Origin of the sequence: Tannockella kyphosi, assembly GCF_021054785.1 — a bacterium.
In the GTDB taxonomy this organism is placed as follows: domain Bacteria; phylum Bacillota_I; class Bacilli_A; order Erysipelotrichales; family Coprobacillaceae; genus Tannockella; species Tannockella kyphosi.
In genome coordinates this window covers 581,236-600,118 of the sequence record NZ_CP088239.1, presented here as the reverse complement: position 1 = coordinate 600,118, position 18,883 = coordinate 581,236, and the positions used below count along the sequence as shown (strand labels likewise).

Annotated in this window: 17 protein-coding genes and 1 other annotated feature; of the genes, 6 read left to right on the top strand and 11 right to left on the bottom strand. The window is 29.9% G+C overall.

All coding sequences use genetic code 11. From position 1 onward, the window contains the following. Positions 1–15 precede the first annotated feature (15 nt). From LRR82_RS03165 to LRR82_RS03155, 3 genes are read right to left on the bottom strand one after another with little or no spacing between them, the layout of a single operon-like run. Positions 16–1,290, bottom strand: a complete 1,275-nt coding sequence (locus LRR82_RS03165) for a galactokinase (protein ID WP_399201158.1) — start codon at positions 1,288–1,290, stop codon at positions 16–18. Next, positions 1,290–2,300 carry an aldose epimerase family protein gene (locus tag LRR82_RS03160; protein ID WP_249030050.1) on the bottom strand — a complete coding sequence of 337 codons (1,011 nt, stop codon included), beginning with the start codon at positions 2,298–2,300 and terminating at the stop codon, positions 1,290–1,292. The genes LRR82_RS03165 and LRR82_RS03160 overlap by 1 nt, the downstream gene beginning before the upstream one ends. Beyond that, positions 2,301–3,797, bottom strand: a complete 1,497-nt coding sequence (locus LRR82_RS03155; RefSeq protein ID WP_249030049.1) for a UDP-glucose--hexose-1-phosphate uridylyltransferase — start codon at positions 3,795–3,797, stop codon at positions 2,301–2,303. It abuts the gene before it with no gap. Between the two features lie 194 nt (positions 3,798–3,991). On the opposite strand from LRR82_RS03155, the gene LRR82_RS03150 reads away from it, so the two are divergent. Genes LRR82_RS03150 through LRR82_RS03140 form a run of 3 tightly spaced genes read left to right on the top strand, consistent with a single transcriptional unit; the run spans position 3,992 to position 6,343 of the window. After that, positions 3,992–4,741 (top strand): threonine/serine exporter family protein, encoded by a 750-nt coding sequence (locus LRR82_RS03150; RefSeq protein ID WP_249030048.1) that lies wholly within the window; start codon positions 3,992–3,994, stop codon positions 4,739–4,741. 1 nt (position 4,742) lies between these two features. Then, entirely contained in the window at positions 4,743–5,183 is a 441-nt protein-coding gene (locus LRR82_RS03145) for a threonine/serine exporter family protein (protein ID WP_249030047.1), read from the top strand. Continuing rightward, the gene (locus tag LRR82_RS03140; protein WP_249030046.1) at positions 5,180–6,343 is read left to right on the top strand and encodes a nucleotidyltransferase; all 1,164 of its coding nucleotides are present in this window, start codon (positions 5,180–5,182) and stop codon (positions 6,341–6,343) included. Before LRR82_RS03145 ends, LRR82_RS03140 begins: the two co-directional genes overlap by 4 nt. 67 nt (positions 6,344–6,410) lie before the next feature. Here LRR82_RS03140 and pheT read toward each other — a convergent pair whose 3' ends face one another. The 4 genes from pheT to LRR82_RS03120 form a co-directional block, all read right to left on the bottom strand. Beyond that, a complete protein-coding gene (pheT, locus tag LRR82_RS03135; RefSeq protein ID WP_249030045.1) occupies positions 6,411–8,798 on the bottom strand; it encodes a phenylalanine--tRNA ligase subunit beta in 2,388 nt (795 codons plus the stop codon). Positions 8,799–8,803: 5 nt separating this feature from the next. Beyond that, positions 8,804–9,838: a phenylalanine--tRNA ligase subunit alpha gene (gene pheS, locus LRR82_RS03130; RefSeq protein WP_249030044.1), complete on the bottom strand. Its 1,035-nt coding sequence runs from the start codon at positions 9,836–9,838 to the stop codon at positions 8,804–8,806. A 33-nt stretch (positions 9,839–9,871) separates the two neighbouring features. Then, positions 9,872–10,071: a binding site (T-box leader), on the bottom strand. Positions 10,072–10,107: 36 nt separating this feature from the next. Continuing rightward, the gene (locus LRR82_RS03125) at positions 10,108–10,812 is read right to left on the bottom strand and encodes a TrmH family RNA methyltransferase (protein WP_249030043.1); all 705 of its coding nucleotides are present in this window, start codon (positions 10,810–10,812) and stop codon (positions 10,108–10,110) included. Then, entirely contained in the window at positions 10,809–11,471 is a 663-nt protein-coding gene (locus tag LRR82_RS03120; protein WP_249030042.1) for a M48 family metallopeptidase, read from the bottom strand. The genes LRR82_RS03125 and LRR82_RS03120 overlap by 4 nt, the downstream gene beginning before the upstream one ends. Positions 11,472–11,528: 57 nt before the next feature. On the opposite strand from LRR82_RS03120, the gene sspI reads away from it, so the two are divergent. Then, positions 11,529–11,729: a small acid-soluble spore protein SspI gene (sspI, locus tag LRR82_RS03115; protein ID WP_249030041.1), complete on the top strand. Its 201-nt coding sequence runs from the start codon at positions 11,529–11,531 to the stop codon at positions 11,727–11,729. A 10-nt stretch (positions 11,730–11,739) separates the two neighbouring features. Here sspI and LRR82_RS03110 read toward each other — a convergent pair whose 3' ends face one another. From LRR82_RS03110 to LRR82_RS03100, 3 genes are all read right to left on the bottom strand, one after another. Then, a complete protein-coding gene (locus tag LRR82_RS03110; protein WP_249030040.1) occupies positions 11,740–12,186 on the bottom strand; it encodes a hypothetical protein in 447 nt (148 codons plus the stop codon). Continuing rightward, complete coding sequence (locus LRR82_RS03105) at positions 12,186–12,971, bottom strand: hypothetical protein (RefSeq protein ID WP_249030039.1); 786 nt, start codon at positions 12,969–12,971, stop codon at positions 12,186–12,188. The genes LRR82_RS03110 and LRR82_RS03105 overlap by 1 nt, the downstream gene beginning before the upstream one ends. Positions 12,972–13,042: 71 nt before the next feature. Continuing rightward, positions 13,043–13,768 (bottom strand): copper homeostasis protein CutC, encoded by a 726-nt coding sequence (locus tag LRR82_RS03100; protein ID WP_249030038.1) that lies wholly within the window; start codon positions 13,766–13,768, stop codon positions 13,043–13,045. A 182-nt stretch (positions 13,769–13,950) separates the two neighbouring features. On the opposite strand from LRR82_RS03100, the gene LRR82_RS03095 reads away from it, so the two are divergent. Then, the gene (locus LRR82_RS03095) at positions 13,951–15,426 is read left to right on the top strand and encodes a GH25 family lysozyme (RefSeq protein ID WP_249030037.1); all 1,476 of its coding nucleotides are present in this window, start codon (positions 13,951–13,953) and stop codon (positions 15,424–15,426) included. Between the two features lie 68 nt (positions 15,427–15,494). On the opposite strand, the gene LRR82_RS03090 is transcribed toward LRR82_RS03095, so the two are convergent. After that, the gene (locus tag LRR82_RS03090; RefSeq protein WP_249030036.1) at positions 15,495–17,069 is read right to left on the bottom strand and encodes a hypothetical protein; all 1,575 of its coding nucleotides are present in this window, start codon (positions 17,067–17,069) and stop codon (positions 15,495–15,497) included. Between the two features lie 332 nt (positions 17,070–17,401). Between LRR82_RS03090 and LRR82_RS03085 the strand changes: the two genes are divergently transcribed. Next, the gene (locus LRR82_RS03085; protein ID WP_249029464.1) at positions 17,402–18,757 is read left to right on the top strand and encodes an ISL3 family transposase; all 1,356 of its coding nucleotides are present in this window, start codon (positions 17,402–17,404) and stop codon (positions 18,755–18,757) included. The last annotated feature ends 126 nt before the right edge of the window (positions 18,758–18,883 follow it).

Here is an 18,883-nt window from a genome sequence, read left to right as displayed (position 1 = left end):
AGCCTAGAGGCTTTTTTATATCATTTTTTTACCACCGTATTTACGGACTTTCAAAACATGACAACTATCTTTGCCAAATACTTGTTCTATTTTTTGTTTATAAGTACTAACAAATTCATCTTTTACAAAAGCTTGAATTGTTCCAGCAAAACCACCACCATGTACTCTAGAAACACCATTTTCTCCTAAAATAACTTCTGACATCGCAAGTCCAATAGAAACTCCTTGATTATCTACATCACTACAAGCATAAACATTTTGTAAATATTTATAAGAACTATTACCTGAAGCAACTAATACATTTTTAAATTCATCAAAATCTCCAACTACTAAAGCAGCCACTTCTTGACCAACACGTTTATCTTCTTCAATTAAATGAATTGCTCTTAAAACAGCACGATCACTTGTTATTTCCCTTAAAGCAGCAATATTACTATATAAATCTTCTTCTTCCACTTCTCTTAAGAATTCTTTTCCAAAATAAGTAGCAACTGCTTTCATTTCTTGAGGAATAGCAGCATATTCATGTGTTAAATCAGCATGTGACCCTTTTGTATCCACAATACATAAACTATGTCCAAACTTAGAAAAATCAACATCTACTTTACGAACAATAGGATTTGTTGGATCTTTAAAATCAATATTAATTAAACTTCCTACTGAACTAGCACATTGGTCCATTAAACCACAAGGCTTTTTAAAATATACATTTTCTGCATATTGGCCTACTTGAGCAATTAATACAGGATCAATTGACATATCATTATATAGTCCAGATAAAATAGTACCAATCATAACTTCAAAAGCTGCTGATGAAGACAAACCTGATCCCATTAATACATCACTAGTAAAGTATCCATTAAATCCACCTATATTATACCCTAACTCTTTTAATCTAGCACAAACACCTCTAATTAATGATTCTGATGTTCCTGCTTCAATATCTACTATTTGACCATCTGTTGAATCAATTGCACGAATATCAAAATCATCAGATAATACTTTAATAATATCTTCTGTCTTAGAAACAATTGCTATCACATCTAAATTAATAGCACAAGCCAATACTTCCCCATGTTGATGATCTGTATGATTTCCTCCTACTTCACTTCTACCTGGAGCACTATATACCTCTACATCTTGACTACCATATAAAGAAACAAATTTTTCAACAGCTTCCACATAACGATTACGATGATATCCTACTAAACTTTCATCAACATAAACATCTAACAATAATTCATCATACTTCCCTGCTTTTAATTCACTAATTAATAATTCTGTCTTCATTATTTTATTACCTCAAATGTGTAAGAAGTAGCTTCTTCATACACGCTCCCTTTCTTTAATAATGTTGTTGGATTGACTTCTAAATGAATACTATCAGGCATATTTTGTGTTTCAATACAAATTGCATGACGTGCTACATTTCCTAATCCATTTTTCCCTTCACGACTATCTAAATAATTAGCAGTATATAATTGTGCTTGAGGCAATGTTGTTGATACTGTTAATTTTCTCCCACTCTTTGGCTCAAATAAACTGACTTGATTATTATCTGTATTAAAAATAAATGGATGATCATAACCATTTCCTAATGTCAATTGAGGATGTTCTAAATGAATCATATCCCCTAAAGTTTTTGCTTCTCTAAAATCAAATGGTGTTCCTGTAACATCTATTATTTCACCTGTAGTACAACCATTAACATCGACTGCAGCAAATTGATCAGCGTTAACTTGTAAAATATGTCCATAAACACTATCCTTATTCCCATTTAAATTAAAATAAGAATGATTTGTAAGATTAATTAATGTATCTTTATCGGTTGTTGCACTATAAGTAACATATAAAGTATGTCCTAATAGCTGATAATCAACATATAAATCTAAATTTCCTGGATACCCTTCTTCTCCATCTTCTGATAAATAATGGAAGGTAATCGTATCTTCTTTCATTTCATAATCAAAAACTTGATAACTAAATCCTAAAATACCACCATGTAATGCATTTGGTCCATTATTAATAGGTACAGAATAATCTTCTCCATTAATACTAAACTTACCTAAAGCAATTCTATTTGCAACTCTCCCTACAATAGCTCCCAAATAATCATCACCAGGTCCATAATCATCAATATCTTGATAACCTAAAACAACATCACTAACATTTCCATCTTTGCTTGACATGAAGACTTTCATGATATTACAACCATAATTTGAAACAACAATTTCTAAGAAATCGTTTTTCATCGATAAAATAGCGACTCCGTTATCCTTCTTTTCTATAACTGATATCATTTACTTATCCTCCAATTCTTTAACAAATGACAAGAATGAACTGATCCCCTTATCATCCATTTTAAATACACCAGCATGTTCTAATACTTTTTCAAAAATACTAGCTACTTCATTTTCTAATATATCTTGTGCATTTTCTTTATTTATTGTATACGTATCTTTTATGTGTTCATACCATAATTGATGTTTTTGTAGAGAAGGACATTCTTCAAAACTTACTTCTCCTAATAAACATTCTTTTAATAATGTTATTTCATCTTTTAAACGAGCCGGTAAAATAGCTAATCCCATTACTTCAATTAACCCTATATTTTCTTTTTTAATATGATGAACTTCTTGATGAGGATGGAAAATTCCATCTGGATATTCATCTGAAGTACGATTGTTTCTTAGTACTAAATCCATTTGATACATATCGTCTACTTTTCTAGCAATTGGGGTAATTGTATTATGACGAATATCTCCACTATATGCTAAAACATCAACTGTTTCATTTGAATAAACTAACCATTTATCAAAAACAGTATTTGATAATTCAACTATTGGTGCTATTTCTTTAGCACTAATACGAATCGTTGAAAGTGGCCAATTCATTGCTTCTATTTTTACACCAGGATACTTCTCAAAAGCAAATGTTTCTAATACTTTTGCATCTTCAATTGGGAAGTGATAACGTCCTGCTTGATAATGATCATGACTTAAAATAGATCCTCCTACGATTGGTAAATCAGCGTTAGAACCAATCATATAATGTGGAAATACATCTAAAAATCCTAATAAATTCTTAAAAGTATGATCCCCTACTGTCATTGGAACATGTTCACTATTAAACACAATACTATGTTCGTTATAATATACATAAGGTGAATATTGTAAGAAATATTTTTGATTATTTAATTCTAATGGAATAATACGATGTGTTTGTCTTGCATTACGATTAAAATCACCTGCAAAACCAACATTTTCTTTACACAACAAACAAGCTGGATAACCTGTAGACTTTACCAACTTTGCTTTTGCTATTTCTTTAGGATCCTTTTCTGGTTTTGATAAATTAATCGATATAACAATTGGACCATATTTTCCTTCTTTTTTAAAAACAATATTCTTATCAGTTCTAGCTTTACGAATATAATTCGAAGCAATCGATAAACGATAATAATAATCGGTAGCTAATATTGGATCTTGTTTATATAATTTATCAAACTGACTAATTACACTACTTGGACGAGGCATAATACAATTCATTATACGTGTATCAAACAAATCCCTCTCTGTTCCATTATCTTCAATTAATCCCTTTTCTACCACTAAATCTAACATCTCATTTAAAATTAAATCTGCTGATTCACCAAATTGTTTTTTTGATTCTACCCTTTCAAAAAAATCAACTTGTAATAAATCAATAAGTAAGTTCGCTGCATAATCAATATCCTCATTATGTAACAATTCTTTTTCTAAACCAAAATCTAATAGTTCATTTATTAATTTATTCATTGTGTCACTCCCCTTTTATTCTATTTTATTGTATATTTTTGTGTACAAAATGTCAATTCTTTTTAGTAAACTTTAACTAAATATTTACTAATTATTAGAATAATTTTACTAAACTTTTACAAAAATATAAACTTTCCTTATTTCTTCATTTCTATATTAAAATATGCTATACTCTAGCTAATGTTGGAGGTATTATGGAAGATACAAAAATTTTTAATAATATTACATATATAGGAAAATTACTACTTCGTCATGGTAGTGAAATATATCGTGTGGAAGAATCTATCACTCGTTTACTGTTAGCGTATGGATTTAAAGAAGTAGAAGTATTTGCAATACCTAGTTATTTAAATGTATCTGCTACATCAAAAGATAATCAATTGTTATCGAAAACAATTCGTTCTTTTGAAAATAAAATCAATCTTGATTCATTACATGAATTAAATAAATTTATTCGCTCCACTTGTTTAAATCCATTATCTATTGAAGAATTAGAAAAAGAGATTTTAAGAATCGAAAGCATCCCTGTTTATATGCAACAAGTTTTTATTGGTTATGGATTAACTGCAGGATTTTTTACTGTTTTCTTTGGAGGTGGTTTTAAAGAATGTCTTTTGGGGATGTTCGTTGGTTTTATGATTTATATCATTTTTGATATATTTGAAAAGTTAGAAGTAAATTTGTTAGTAAAAACTTTTGTTTCCAGCATTTCACTGGCAGCGATCTGTAATTTTGCTTTTTATCTTGGTATCATTCAAAATTTAGAAGCATGTACCATTGGTAGTTTGATGGTATTAGTTCCAGGAGTAGCTATTACAAATAGTTTACGTGATATTATTGGTGGTGAATATCTATCTGGTCTTACTAGGATGTTAGAGGCTATTTTAATTGCAACAAGTATTGCTTTAGGTGTTGGTGTTGTGATGATGGCTTTAGGAGGTTAATATGGAAATAATAATACAATGTATTGGGGCATTTATTGGATGTTTAGGATTTGCTTTTGTTTTTAGAATTCATCATAATATTCATTTTGCACTTTTAGGATCATTAGCTGGTACTGCTGGTTGGTTTATTTATACAAGTATGAATTCATTGAATAGCCCTGTTATTCAAACTTTTGTTGCCATGTGTTTTGTAAGTTTATTTAGTGAAATTATGGCTAGATGCTTTCATGCTCCAGCTACTATATTTTTAATAGTAGGATGTTTTACATTAGTTCCAGGAAAAGGGATTTATCAAACAATGTATTATTGTGTTTTAGGAGATACTTATTTATTTAGTAATGCTTTGATTGAAACATTAGGAATTAGTGGTGCGATAGCTTTTGCTATACTAATTGTTTCTACCATTTTTAAAATAATAAAAACAACGAGAGGTAACATATGAAAATAGTTGGTTTAATAACTGAATATAATCCATTCCATTATGGTCATTTACACCATATTCAAGAAGCTCGTAAAATAACGAAGGCAGATCAAATTATTGTTGTTATGTCAGGAAATCATGTTCAACGTGGAGAAGTCGCAATTATCGATAAATGGTCTAGAACAAGAGTCGCTTTAGAACATGGTGTTGATTTAGTAATTGAACTTCCATTTGTTTATGCAATCCAAAGTGCCGATTATTTTGCCCAAGGAGCAGTTGATTTACTACATAAAGCTGGTTGTACTGATATTGTTTTTGGTAGTGAAAGTGGCGATATTCAATCCTTGTATGATATTGCATATTGCATAAAAGAAAACAAACCAAAATATGATCAACTAATAAAAGCAGCAATGGAGACAGGAATAAGATATGCTGAAGCTTGTAACCAAGCTTTATCATCGCTTTTAAATAAATCAATTGTTACCCCTAATGACTTACTTGGTTTAAGTTATGTAAAAGCGGTAGTAGATAACAATTTTCCTATTCAAATGCATTGTATTCAACGAACAAATGACTTTCATAGCCAAGAAATTCAACAAATAAGTAGTGCTTCTGCTATCCGTAATGCCTTAAAAACAAACCAAGATATTGAACATACATTACCTAATAGTCAATTATATAAAAATGAATTATTTTATTTTGAACAATATTTTCCACTTTTAAAATATAAATTATTAACTACTTCCTCTAATGAACTAAAACAATTACACTTAGTCGAAGAAGGAATTGAAAATCAATTACTAAAAAAAATACAGGATGCTTCCAACATGGAACAATTTGTTACTAGCTTAACTTCTAAAAGATATACAAGAGGTAGAATTCAAAGAATGATTATTCATATTTTAATGAATAACACTTCTAAAGAAATAGAACTAGCTAAAAATGTAGACTACCTGCGTATTCTAGGAATGAATGATAATGGTAAAAAATATTTAAATAAAATAAAAAAGGATTGTAAGTATACTCTTGTTTCTACTTTTTCTAGCCATAAACATCCAGCCTTAGAAATAGAAATGAAAGCAACAAAATTAATGTCATGTATTTCATCCAATCCAACATCTATTATTGAAAGTGAATATAAAAATATTCCTATCATGATAACTACACAAAAAGACCTATGATTTTAATCACAGGTCTTTTGTTATTATAAAGCACCAGAATAGAACTACTATTTTGATGCTTTTTTATTTATGCTCTTAATACTGCATTATATTCTTTTTGTAAGGCTGCTAAGATTTGTTCTACAGTTGCATTAATGGTTGCTTCATCTAATGTTTTTGTAGGATCTTGGAAAACCATTGATACTGCTACTGATTTTTTACCAGTTTCAATATGCTCTCCAACATAAACATCAAAAATAGTCGTATCTTTGACTAAACGTTTTCCAGCTTTTTGAATACATCTAGTAATATCATAACTTGCAATATCTTCATCCATAACTAACGCTAAATCTCTTGATACAGATGGATACATTGGAATTGATTCAAATTTCAATGCTCTAGTTTTTAAGTTTAATAATGTAGTTAAGTTAACTTCTGCCACATAAGTAGCTTTAACACCATAATTTTTTTGCATACTAGGATGTACTTGTCCTACAACCCCTACTATTTCTTTACCCATCATAATATAACCACTTCTACCTGGGTGGAAATACGGATTATCAACTTCGACACGTTTTAATTGATAACGAGATTCTTCAATCGTTAATTTTTTAAATAAAGTATCTACTAACCCTTTTACAACATAGAAATCAAAGGCTTGATTCATTTGTTGCCAAGGTAAAGATTGATAAGTTCCTGTACATGCAATAGCTAATGATTTAATTTCATTATCACTATAACTATTAGAAATCTCAAAGATTCCAACATCTTTATTTGCATGTGATAAGTTATAATTGATTACTTGTAATAAAGAAGGAATAAGTGATTTACGACAAACACTTCTTTCTTCTCCTAAAGGAGACATTAGTGTTATATTTTCTTTTGCATGAAATAAGTTAAAATCATCGACTGTTGTTGGTGAAGTTAATGTATATGTTAATGTTTCATGTAAACCTAAATCTACTAATGTATTCTTAATTAAGTTTTCTTTTGATTGAATTTCTGTGTAATTTCCTTGTGTCATTGACATGGTAGGCAATGATGATGGGATATTGTCATAACCATACATTCTTGCTACTTCTTCAATTAAATCAGCTTCCATTGTAATATCATTACGATACGTTGGTACTACAACTTCAAAGCTATCATCACTATATGTATATTCAAAACAAAGACTTGTGAAAATATCTTTTACTTCCTCACTAGTAATATCAGTTCCTAATAATCCATTTACTCTACTTGTTTGTAAAGCGATTACTTTTGTTTCAGGAGTGTAGTCACTAGCTACTGTTTGGTAAATTTCACTTGCTTGTGCTAATTCTTGTAATAAAGATGCACAACGATCTAATACATAGAAAGATTTTGCTGTATCAATAGCTCCTTTAATATAATGTTGGCTAGCATCCGTTAATAAGTTTAATCTTCTTGCAGTATTACGTAAACTTGCTCCATCAAAAGTGGCAGCTTCAATGACAATATTGGTAGTAGTATCTTCAATTTTTGTATCATCTGAACCCATAACTCCAGCAATACATCCAATTTTATCATCAACACTCACTACAACATCATTTTCTTCAATTTTATAATCTAATCCATCTAATAGTGTTTTTTCTTGTGAGTATCCTGTTTTAACGATAAATTTCTTTTCAACTAATTTATCATAATCATACATATGAATTGGTTGTCCTGTTTCTAACATAACATAATTAGAAATATCTACAATGTTATTAATTGGTTTAATACCACTAGCAATCAATGTATTTTTTAACCATAAAGGTGATTCTTTTGTAACAACACCTTTTACTACTTTTGCTCCAAAGAAAGAACATTTATCAGTTGCTATTTCAACTTGAACATCACTTTCTAACGTACTTCCCACACTTACTGTTGGTATCAATACGGGTCTATTTAAAACAGCACCTACTTCATATGCTAAAGCTGTTAATGCCATACAATCAGAACGATTAGGAGTTAAACCGATATCTAAAATAGTATCTTCTAATCCTAAATAAACTAATGCCTCTTGTCCTATTGGTGCATCAGTAGGTAAAATCTCAATTCCTGCTCTTTGTTCATCATTTAAAAAACGACTATCAATACCTAATTCCCCTAAAGAACAAATCATCCCATTTGATTCTTCACCACGAATTTTACTTTCTTTAATAACAAATCCTTCTCCTAAATCACATCCTGGTAGTGCAACAATTACTTTTTGTTTAGCAGCAACATTAGGAGCACCACATACTATTTGTTGTTTTATTCCTGGTGCAACTTCTACTAAACAAACATTTAAATGATCACTATCACAGTGAGGACGACATTCATGGACATATCCAACTACTAACTTTGTTCCTTTTGCTAGTGAGTGAAGTCCCTCTACTTCCAATCCAACAGAAGTAATTTTATTCGCTAAATCAATTGGTTCTATATCATCTACTTTCACGTAGTTATTTAATACACGTAAACTTACATTCATACTCTTTATCCCTTTCTACTAAACTGTCCTAAGAATCTTAAATCATCGTTATAGAAATAACGGATATTATCAATACCGTATTTTAACATCGCTACACGTTCCATTCCGATACCAAAAGCAAATCCTTGATAAACCAAAGGATCAAATCCACACATCTCTAATACATGTGGGTTTACCATACCAGCACCTAATACTTCAATCCATCCAGTATGTTTACACATTGGACATCCTTTTCCTTCACAATTATGACAACTAATATCTACCTCTACAGATGGTTCTGTAAAAGGGAAATAAGAAGGACGTAAACGAATTTGACGTTTTTGACCAAACATTTTTTTAGCGAATACTTCTAATGTACCTTTTAAATCAGCCATTGTAATATTTTTATCAATTACTAAACCTTCACATTGCATAAATTGATGTGAATGCGTAGCATCATCATCATCACGACGATATGTTTTACCAGGACAAATAACTTTAATAGGACCCTCTCCTTTGGCTGCAAGCATGGTTCTAGCTTGCACAGGTGAAGTATGTGTTCTCATTAATGTATTTTCATCAATATAGAAAGTATCTTGCATATCTCTTGCAGGATGGTCTTTTGGTAAATTCATTAATTCAAAGTTATAGTGATCACTTTCTACTTCTGGACCACTTTCAATCGTATATCCCATTCCTAAGAATAACTCTTCAATATCACGAGCTACTACTGTTAAAGGATGTAATGATCCTAAGGGAATGAAGTTACTTGGTAAAGTAATATCTATATTCTCTTTACTTAGTTTCTCTAATAAAACAGCTTTTTCTAATACTTCTTTCTTTACTTCAATTGCTTGTGTAATTTCTTGTTTTACTTGGTTTGATACTTGTCCAAAACTAGCACGTTCTTCTGGTGCCATATTTTTCATAGATTTCATTGCATCTTGAATAGGACCTTTTTTCCCTAAATAAACAACTCTTACATCATTTAAAGAAGACAAATTAGTACATGCTTCTATTTTAGCTAATGCCTCTTCTTTAATTTTTAATAATTCATCCATATTTTTCCTCCTAAAATAAAAATCGCTCCTAAAAATAGGAACGATTAAATCGCGGTACCATCCTAATTCATAGTATTTCTACTATGCCCTTAATTCACTGTAACGTAGTGTTTACGGCGATAATTAGTCGCACTCCAAGGTGAATTCGATATAGTCCTTGTAGAAAGCTTTCAGCAATACTTTCTTCTCTTTAACAATTTTCTATATGTACTAGTCCTCATCAACGTATTTCTTAACTATTATATCAAATATCATTATCTTTTCAAGACTTATTTATAATGATACATCATTATACCACCTGCTATCGCTACATTTAGAGATTCAATTGTATGAATTGGAATATAACCAATTGCATCACATTGTTGCAACAACTTAAGCTCCATTCCATTTCCTTCATTCCCCATAATAATAGCCATTTTTTCATGTTTTTCAATACAAGCAATATCCTGTCCATTTTCTAAAGCAGTTCCTACCACATATACTCCTTGATGTTGTAACATACCAACCACCTCTTCTAAAGAACCATAAATACAAGCAATAGAGAAATGTGCTCCTTGCATTGAACGTAACACTTTATCATTATATAAATCTACTGATTGATTCGATAAAATAACTTGATCATATCCAAAAGCTAACGCACTGCGAACCAATGTTCCAACATTACCAGGATCTTGTAATCGGTCTAATAATAAATATTTCTTTTTAGTACAATCAAAGTCTTGTACTACTATTTTACATTTAGCCATAATAGATTGTGGAGAAGGAGTGAAGGCAAGTTTTTCCATTACTTCAGGAGATACAACTAATGTATTATGATCTATTTCTTTTGTACTAATAATTTGTTCTACTACCCCATTCTTCAATGCCTCTTCTACTAAATGTTCTCCCTCTACTAAATAGTGTTTTGTACGATATTTCTTTTGTTTTAATTTCATTAGTTCTTTAATTGTTGAATTAGTAAGTGATGTAATCATATATTTTCCTTTTTTAACCTTTGTTCTCTTTGTTTATAATCTGGCATTCTTAATGCGACTTCATGATAAAATAGCTTAGAATGATTTTTTTGTAATACATGACATAGTTCATGGACAATGACATAATCTATTAAGTCTTTTGGTAAATGGACTAAAGATTGGTTCAATGTTATTTTATGTATTCCATGATAATAACTTCCCCATCTACTTTTATATTTTTTTATTTCAATAGAAGGTTGTTTAAAATGAAAACAAGCTTCTATTATTTCTTTGGTTCTTACCACACAATAATTATATAATTCTTTTTTTAAATATAACGATACTACTTTTTCAATATTCACATGATTTACAACCATTATTCCTTCTATGATATCACAATGTAATTGTTTTCTATCTTCTAATCGTATTGGGTATCTTTTGCCATAAATAGTAACATATCCCCCATTTGAATAATCATAATGACTAACAAATTGATCTAGTGCTTGCACTAGAGCATCTGTATTAGTAATAATAAATTGTTCTATTTTATCAATTGATAACCCGATTGGAGCACTGACTTTTATTTCTCCACCATTTACTCTTAAATAACAGTTTTTTTGATGTTTTCTAGTTATTGTATAAGAATATATTTGATTGTTTAATAAAATGTTTTTTTTCATCATTACCTCGTATATTTCTTAATCATTGTAGCATACTTTAACAAAGGAGTGAAGGAAATGAATATTCGAGTTGCATTACTAGAAAAGCTACACGGAAGTACTAGTGCCCAATTAAAAGATATTATTCAAGATGGGATTAATTCGAAAGAAGAAACTATTTTACCAGGGTTAGGTGTTTTATTTGAAGAGTATTATGTTCAACTAAATGAACATCAAAAAGAAAGTCTACTTTCAACACTGTCTTCCCTATTAGCCTAAAAGAACAATCCTAGGATTGTTCTTTCTTATATGCTTTTACTACTTGCCTTAACGCTCTTGCAAACATAAAAAGCCCTAAAAACACACCATTTAATTCCAGCACGCTATCATGTCCTACTAATACAAAAGAAAGAATCACAAAACAAGGAATCATCAATGCAATAATATCAAATAATGTAATGCAAGAAATAATTATTTTATTTTTTATAAAAAACTCTAATAATTCTAATCCTGTTTTATATAATTCAAATAACAAATAATTTAATAACCATACTAATCCAAAAAACAAAAAGCTATATAAGTTATTCATAAAAATTCTTTGAAAAGCATAAATAATATCTTGATGATAATAATCAGCTATCGTAAACAGAAAAGAAACCAATGTAATCATAAAAGTTGCTATCCCATTTCTACAAACATAAAATACAGTTAAATCTCTTCTATGTATATGTACCATTATTCTTCATCCCCCAATTCTATCGAGAAAACATATTCCTCTTCGCTATTTGAGTTACTTAAAATAACTACCACACTCATCTGTTTCTCTAACAAATCTCCATCTATATCACTACTATAATAAACAGGATCAAACACTATTTCTTCATAATCTTCTATTGTTTCTAAAACCTTATAAAAAACAACATAATCATCCTCAAACACATAACGATATTCTAATGAAATAGTATCATACTCACTTATATCTGAAACAAAATTCAACTTTCCTAAACGCATAAAACCATGATCTATATAAATACTTTCTAAACGATATTCTTTCGTATTTGCAGTTATTTCCGTTAACATAACTTTTGTCACATCTAAATAGTAACTCTTTTCATCTTCCAACTCAATGGATACTTTCAACTCTCCTAATGTTGTATGTTCTTGATCAATATAACCAAAACTATTTAATACATATTCATATACTTCATCAATAATTTCTATATTTTCACAATAAATCACTTCTTCTTCATCATACAAAGTTACAATAAAATTTTCATATTGCAACCAAGCATCATCATAAATAGTAATTGTTCCCCCACCAATTTGTTGTATTTCTTCATTAGCGAAGTATTCAAAATTTTGAATACTAAATTGATCATCTTCTAACGATATAATATACTCCTCATACACTACTTCATTATAAGTATGAAACTCAAAAATAGGATAGAATAAATATAAAGAAAAAATAACAATAGCACTAAAACCAAGTGTGAAAATAAACTGTGCTTTTTTCTTTTCCATGAATTACCTCCCCATTATTCCATAATCAAAATTATACTATAAAAAAAATCATCAATAAAGAACTATTTTTGTTATTTCATGTTCTCTAATATGCCACGGACATACTCTAAAGATACTACTTCAAACTCATTTTCCCTTTGATAACTAAAATCCACATTCCCTTGATGTGTTGTCTTATCTACTAACCATTCTTTACAAGAAGAATGAACTTGAGTTACTCCTGTTTCTAATACAAAATCATTTACATTCTTAAAATTAATCCCACTTCCTGGTAATATTTCTATTTGTTTTCCATATTTTAGAAGCAATTCTTTGATATTTGTTTTTCCTGCTATCGCAGTTGCTTGACCACCACTTGTTAATACCCTATCAATACCTAAATCAATTAATAAATTCATTGCATCATCTACTTGTTTAACACAATCAATGGCACGATGAAATACTGCCACTTTGTTATATTCTTTAATTAATTCTATCATTTGTTTTGTTTTTTCAATATTAATCGTTCTATCTTCCTCTAAAAAGCCAAATACTATCCCATCTGCTCCTGCCTCTAATAAGTCTCTAGCTTCCAGAAACATTTGTATATATTCTTCTTCTAAATAACAAAATCCAGCACCTCTACAACGAATCATACACATTACTTCTAATTGTGTATTTGTTTTGGTTAAGACCAAACTAGCAACAGATGGTGTTAAACCACCCAAATGTAGTGCACTATTTAACTCAATTCTAGTTACCCCTCCTATATACGCTTGCATTGCATCATAATAACTTCCACAACATATCTCAATCATTTGTTTTCTCCTTACCATTTATACTTATATCTTACAATATTCTACTTAAAATGTACAATTACAATTATTTTAGAAAACTATGTTAAAATCATCTTTTTTCTTCTATATTCTATGTTATTTTTAAATTATATTAATGATTGTTTTATTTTATGTTATAATCCCAAAAAGGGGGAAATTTATATATGAATAAATATAAAGATTGGTTTAGCCATAATATAAAATCATTAAAACAATTTGTAAGTAATCATAAGAAAAAAAGTATTCTATTTATTTCGATATTTCTTTTGATAAGTTGTGCTGGTTATTATTTTTTATTCTATGAACAAACACCCTCATTAGATCAAGAAGAAACTGAGTTAAAGGAAGAAATAGAAGATTTAGATATAGAAGAATCAAATGAGGAAACAGAAGAAGAAATAGAAGAAGAGGTAGAAGAAGACATAGAAACAGAGGAAGATGAAAAGTTATCTGTTTTTGTTCCTAGTTATAAATCAATTTCAAATCAAACTAATAATACAACAACTGGAATTGATGTTTCCTATTATCAAGGTATTATTGATTGGGATTTAGTTGATGTTGATTTTGCAATGATCAAAATAGGATCTAGAGGGATTTCATCTGGGACTATCCAAGAAGATTCTTGTGCCCAATATAATTTGCAAGAAGCTACTGCAAATGGTATTTATTGTGGAGCTTATTTCTTTTCTACTGCTATTACGGTAGCAGAAGCTATTGAAGAAGCTAATTTTGTATGTGATATTATTGATAGTTATTCTATTAGTTATCCTGTTGTCTATAACTGTGAAAACTTTGATAGTACATCTAGTCGTCAGTATGGTTTAACTGTTGAAGAACGTAGTGAAATAGCAGTTGCTTTTTTAGAACAAGTAGAAAGCAGAGGTTATGTTGGTATGTTTTATGCTTCTAGTTCTCATTATTTTGTAGAGGATTTATGGGATAAAGATATGATTAGTAGTAGTTATCGATTGTGGATAGCAAAATATGGAACATTTAGTGATGCTAGTGATTATTGCAATATGTGGCAATATAGTGATAGTGGTACGATCACTGGTATTAGTACTAGTGTCGACTTGAATTATGCATATTTCGGTGTATCCAAAGCTGCCACTCCAAAAAGTAGCTCCTCTACTGTTGTTGATATCCCTAGTGATGAAAGTTTAGGAAGTTTTACTACAACCAATGATTCTGTTACTGCAAAAGATGTTGTAAATGTACGGAGTTCCATGGATCAAAGTGATAGTAGTAATATTATTGGAGAATTAAATAATGGAACTGTTGTTACAAGACTTGGCTATTTTACAAGTGGTTGGTCTAAGATTAGCTTTAATGGTGAAGTTGGGTATGTAGTTAGTAGCCTTATTACTACAGAGACATCTTATGTAACTCCTCAAGAAGAAGAAGAAGAAGTAGAAACCTTTACTACTGTATTTAGTGATGTCAATGAAACAGTTACTGCAAAAGATGTTATTAATTTAAGAGATATCCCTAGTGTGGAAGATAGTTCCACTGTTATTACACAATTAACAAGTGATGATACTGCTACTCGTACTGGAGTTTCTAGTGAAGGATGGTCTAGGGTTGTTTATCAAGGAGAAACATATTATTGTATTAGTAGTTATCTAGAAGTAGTTGAATAAACTTAATTACTTAAAAAAGTGATTTAAAAGCCCTATTGTTTAATAGGGCTTTTGTGTGCTAATTATTATTAATTTACTATTTTATATCTTCTTTTCATCCATGAATCACATGTAAAAGCCACAACTGTTGTCATTGATAGCATTATATAAAGAACAACATTTGACATGTCACCAGTATCTGGCACATTGATTGTTGAGTCCTCTTCTTCTACCGTTGATTCCACTTCTGCTAACAAATATGTTGAAAAATAACCAGTTTCAAAAGTTATTGTATTTGGATCTGTATCTAAGTCTTCTAAGATAGTTGCAACCCCCTCATGAATTCTAACAATAACATATTCTTTATTAGCATCTACTAAATTTTCTGGAATATCAATGGTAATTGTTATCCCTGATGATAATTCTGTTAAATTAGAAACATCATCCCCTACATACTTAAGTAAGTCAATATCAAAAACAGTAACAACTGTAATAGTACCATCAATAGTTGCAGTTACTGTTTCTATCGCTGATAATTCATCATTTGTAATGTCATCTGTTGTTTTTTCACTAACTGATAACACTACGTTTAATTCTTTTCCTGAAGACAGCTCTTCATCACTAAACAATGCGTTTGCTTGATCTTGTGTGATATCTAACGATGCATTGCTATCAGAAGAAACATCTGCATTGACTTCATTAGGGTCCCATTCTACAAATGTAACATTATCACCAAAAAAGCTCATCTTTGTGTCAGTCCACGTTTCATTATCAGCAGGATAATATACAGTGATTTCTAAATCTCCAAAATAAGCATAACTATCGTCCAAGTCTTCTTCCCTGCAAATACCACCTCCATCATCTTGCAAATATTCATAGAAAAACAATGGGGCGTCACCTTTAAAGTAAATCTCCTCTAATGATGTCTCTCCATAGTAAATTGTCTCATGTAATACATCATATACACCTAGATAATCACATGCATACATTCTAGAAGTTCCTTCAAAGATTAAAGTTGTAACATCAGTTGCATTGTAAAGAGCCCCAGCCGTAATGTATGTAGCATCTCCAAAACTAATTGTATCAAAAGATGTTTCTCCAACTACCGAAAAATAATTAAACTGAATTTCATTTCCAGCATAATATAGAGTACTACCCGATTGATTAAATACACATACCGCACCGCCATAATCATCATAAACAATACCATCTTGTACAGTATATCCATCAGGTGGTAACACTTCTACTAGTGTATCACTTGAAACCCAAAACAAAGAAAGATTCTCTAAACCACTTGCATTAATACTTGTTAAGTTAGTATTGTAACATTTTAAATTTTGTAAATTAATATTACTGGTTAAATCTAAGGACCCCGCCAAGTTTGTGTTTTCACAACACAAAGTTTTTAAACTTGTTAAATATTCAATACCGTCTAAATTAGTTAAAAACTCATCGCCATCTTCATAAAATTTCAATGACGAAATTGAAGCTATTTCACTAGCAGATAAAGACCCGTTATTGTCGTCATCGTATGCAGATACTTTTGTTTTAAAAACACTATCTGTAAATACTGACAAGCTAACCTCTTCTTGTGTTGCATAAATATTAACACTACTACTAAATAAAATAATACTTGCGATTACTACTTTCCAAATTTTTTTCACTATTATTCTCCTCCTTTTTTGAACTAATAATCCACTTGAAATTAGCATATAAAAGAACAAAAGTAAATAATTTTGGCATCAATGTTTTTTTATTTTATATTTTTTGATTAGTACACATCTTATTTTGACAAAATAAAAAACCTCACTTATAAAGTGAAGTTTAATGGTATATTAAATTATCGCGGGGAAGGACCTAGGCTTTAAATATAAGTCGGGGTCTTTTCTTTCACTTAAATTTAGCGCTTTAAATCTAGTGCGGGGTGATTTTAGGCAAAAAAAAGAATCTCCTGTTATAATTAGTTTGCGAACAAAATTAAAAGGAAGGAGATTCTATGTACGATTTTATCATTAATCTTTTAGATTTAAAAGCACAAGATATACAATTCATTGATTCTGTTGTTCAATCAAATCATTCTGATTTCCTAGTAACTTTCAAACAAAGAAAACAAGTCTGTCCTCACTGTGGTTCCATTACAAGCACTGTAAAAGATTATAAAACTAGAGAATTAAAACATAAAGTTATTATTCATTGTGACACTACTATATTCTATCGTCAGCGTCGTTATAAATGCAATCACTGTAAGAAAACTTTTATTGAACCTAATCCTTTTGGAAACAGTAGAAAAACACTAACTCCTACTACTATCATTAATATATTAAATGACTTGAAGCCTTATACAGCTACCTATTCTAGTATTGCTTCTAAGTATCATGTTTCTGTTGGTACAGTTGTTGATATTTTTGACAAACATGTTCAAATACCTAGAAAACAATTAACCGATATACTCTGTTGGGATGAATTTTATTTCAACCGACACGCTGAAAAAAAATACGCTTTTATGATCATGGATTTTCGTAAAAAGTATATTATTGATATAGTAGAATCTAGATGGAACGAAGACTTAACCAACTATTTTTTTAGTATTCCTTTAAAAGAAAGAGAGAAAGTAAAATATATTATCATTGATATGTATCAAAATTATGCTGATATAGCACATATTTTCTTTCCCGATGCAGTTATTTCTATTGATCCGTTCCATGCAACAAAAAAAGTAACTGATTCTTTGAACAGTGTGAGAAAACGTATTATGCGTTCCTTTAGTGAAGATAAAGACAAATTAGAATATAAACTGCTCAAAAGTAGATATTACATACTATTAAAAAATAAGGACACTCTAGACTTTGAGAATTTATACTATGATTACTTACTAAAGTATACAACCACAAAAACAGCACTACTAAGAGAGCTATTAAATATTAGCGATGTTTTACATAACGCATATAAGATAAAAGAAGAGTTTATTGCTTTTCAAGATGATGACTCAACTACATTTGTTTCCAGAGAAAAGAAAGAACAAGAATTAGATTCTTTAATCAAGAAGATGCTTCTATCCAACATCCAAGAAATGATAGACTGTGCAAGCACTTTAAAAAATTGGAAAGTAGAGATATTAAATTCTTTTCACTGGATAGATAATCGAAGATTATCCAATGGACCTATAGAAGGGAAAAACAACTATATCAAAAAGATCATAAGCAACGGGAATGGGCTAAGTAATTTCCAAAGAGCCCGAAATAAGTTCATCTACTCTCAAAACTTATACGAAACATATACTATAAGTGAACATTCTACCAGAATAAAAAGAGTAGGATCACCAAGGGGCCCCTACAAAAAATCGAAAAAATAAAAAAACTGTAATTTATGTTCGCATTGGCTTTAAAAATAGAACGGGGAAAATTATCCCCGCTCTTTTTTAAAGCTTTTTTACGCTAAACCCCGCTAGATTTTAAAGCGCCAGTTTAATTATAAAATT

What these genes read in the sequence shown, in the direction of transcription:
- LRR82_RS03105 (WP_249030039.1), bottom strand. Translation starts at nt 12,971, where the DNA reads ATGGAAAAGAAAAAAGCACAGTTTATTTTCACACTTGGTTTTAGTGCT.
- LRR82_RS03095 (WP_249030037.1), top strand. Translation starts at nt 13,951, where the DNA reads ATGAATAAATATAAAGATTGGTTTAGCCATAATATAAAATCATTAAAA.
- LRR82_RS03160 (WP_249030050.1), bottom strand. Translation starts at nt 2,300, where the DNA reads ATGATATCAGTTATAGAAAAGAAGGATAACGGAGTCGCTATTTTATCG.
- LRR82_RS03110 (WP_249030040.1), bottom strand. Translation starts at nt 12,186, where the DNA reads ATGGTACATATACATAGAAGAGATTTAACTGTATTTTATGTTTGTAGA.
- LRR82_RS03155 (WP_249030049.1), bottom strand. Translation starts at nt 3,797, where the DNA reads ATGAATAAATTAATAAATGAACTATTAGATTTTGGTTTAGAAAAAGAA.
- LRR82_RS03140 (WP_249030046.1), top strand. Translation starts at nt 5,180, where the DNA reads ATGAAAATAGTTGGTTTAATAACTGAATATAATCCATTCCATTATGGT.
- sspI (WP_249030041.1), top strand. Translation starts at nt 11,529, where the DNA reads ATGAATATTCGAGTTGCATTACTAGAAAAGCTACACGGAAGTACTAGT.
- pheT (WP_249030045.1), bottom strand. Translation starts at nt 8,798, where the DNA reads ATGAATGTAAGTTTACGTGTATTAAATAACTACGTGAAAGTAGATGAT.
- LRR82_RS03100 (WP_249030038.1), bottom strand. Translation starts at nt 13,768, where the DNA reads ATGATTGAGATATGTTGTGGAAGTTATTATGATGCAATGCAAGCGTAT.
- pheS (WP_249030044.1), bottom strand. Translation starts at nt 9,838, where the DNA reads ATGGATGAATTATTAAAAATTAAAGAAGAGGCATTAGCTAAAATAGAA.
- LRR82_RS03165 (WP_399201158.1), bottom strand. Translation starts at nt 1,290, where the DNA reads ATGAAGACAGAATTATTAATTAGTGAATTAAAAGCAGGGAAGTATGAT.
- LRR82_RS03125 (WP_249030043.1), bottom strand. Translation starts at nt 10,812, where the DNA reads ATGATTACATCACTTACTAATTCAACAATTAAAGAACTAATGAAATTA.
- LRR82_RS03120 (WP_249030042.1), bottom strand. Translation starts at nt 11,471, where the DNA reads ATGAAAAAAAACATTTTATTAAACAATCAAATATATTCTTATACAATA.
- LRR82_RS03145 (WP_249030047.1), top strand. Translation starts at nt 4,743, where the DNA reads ATGGAAATAATAATACAATGTATTGGGGCATTTATTGGATGTTTAGGA.
- LRR82_RS03085 (WP_249029464.1), top strand. Translation starts at nt 17,402, where the DNA reads ATGTACGATTTTATCATTAATCTTTTAGATTTAAAAGCACAAGATATA.
- LRR82_RS03150 (WP_249030048.1), top strand. Translation starts at nt 3,992, where the DNA reads ATGGAAGATACAAAAATTTTTAATAATATTACATATATAGGAAAATTA.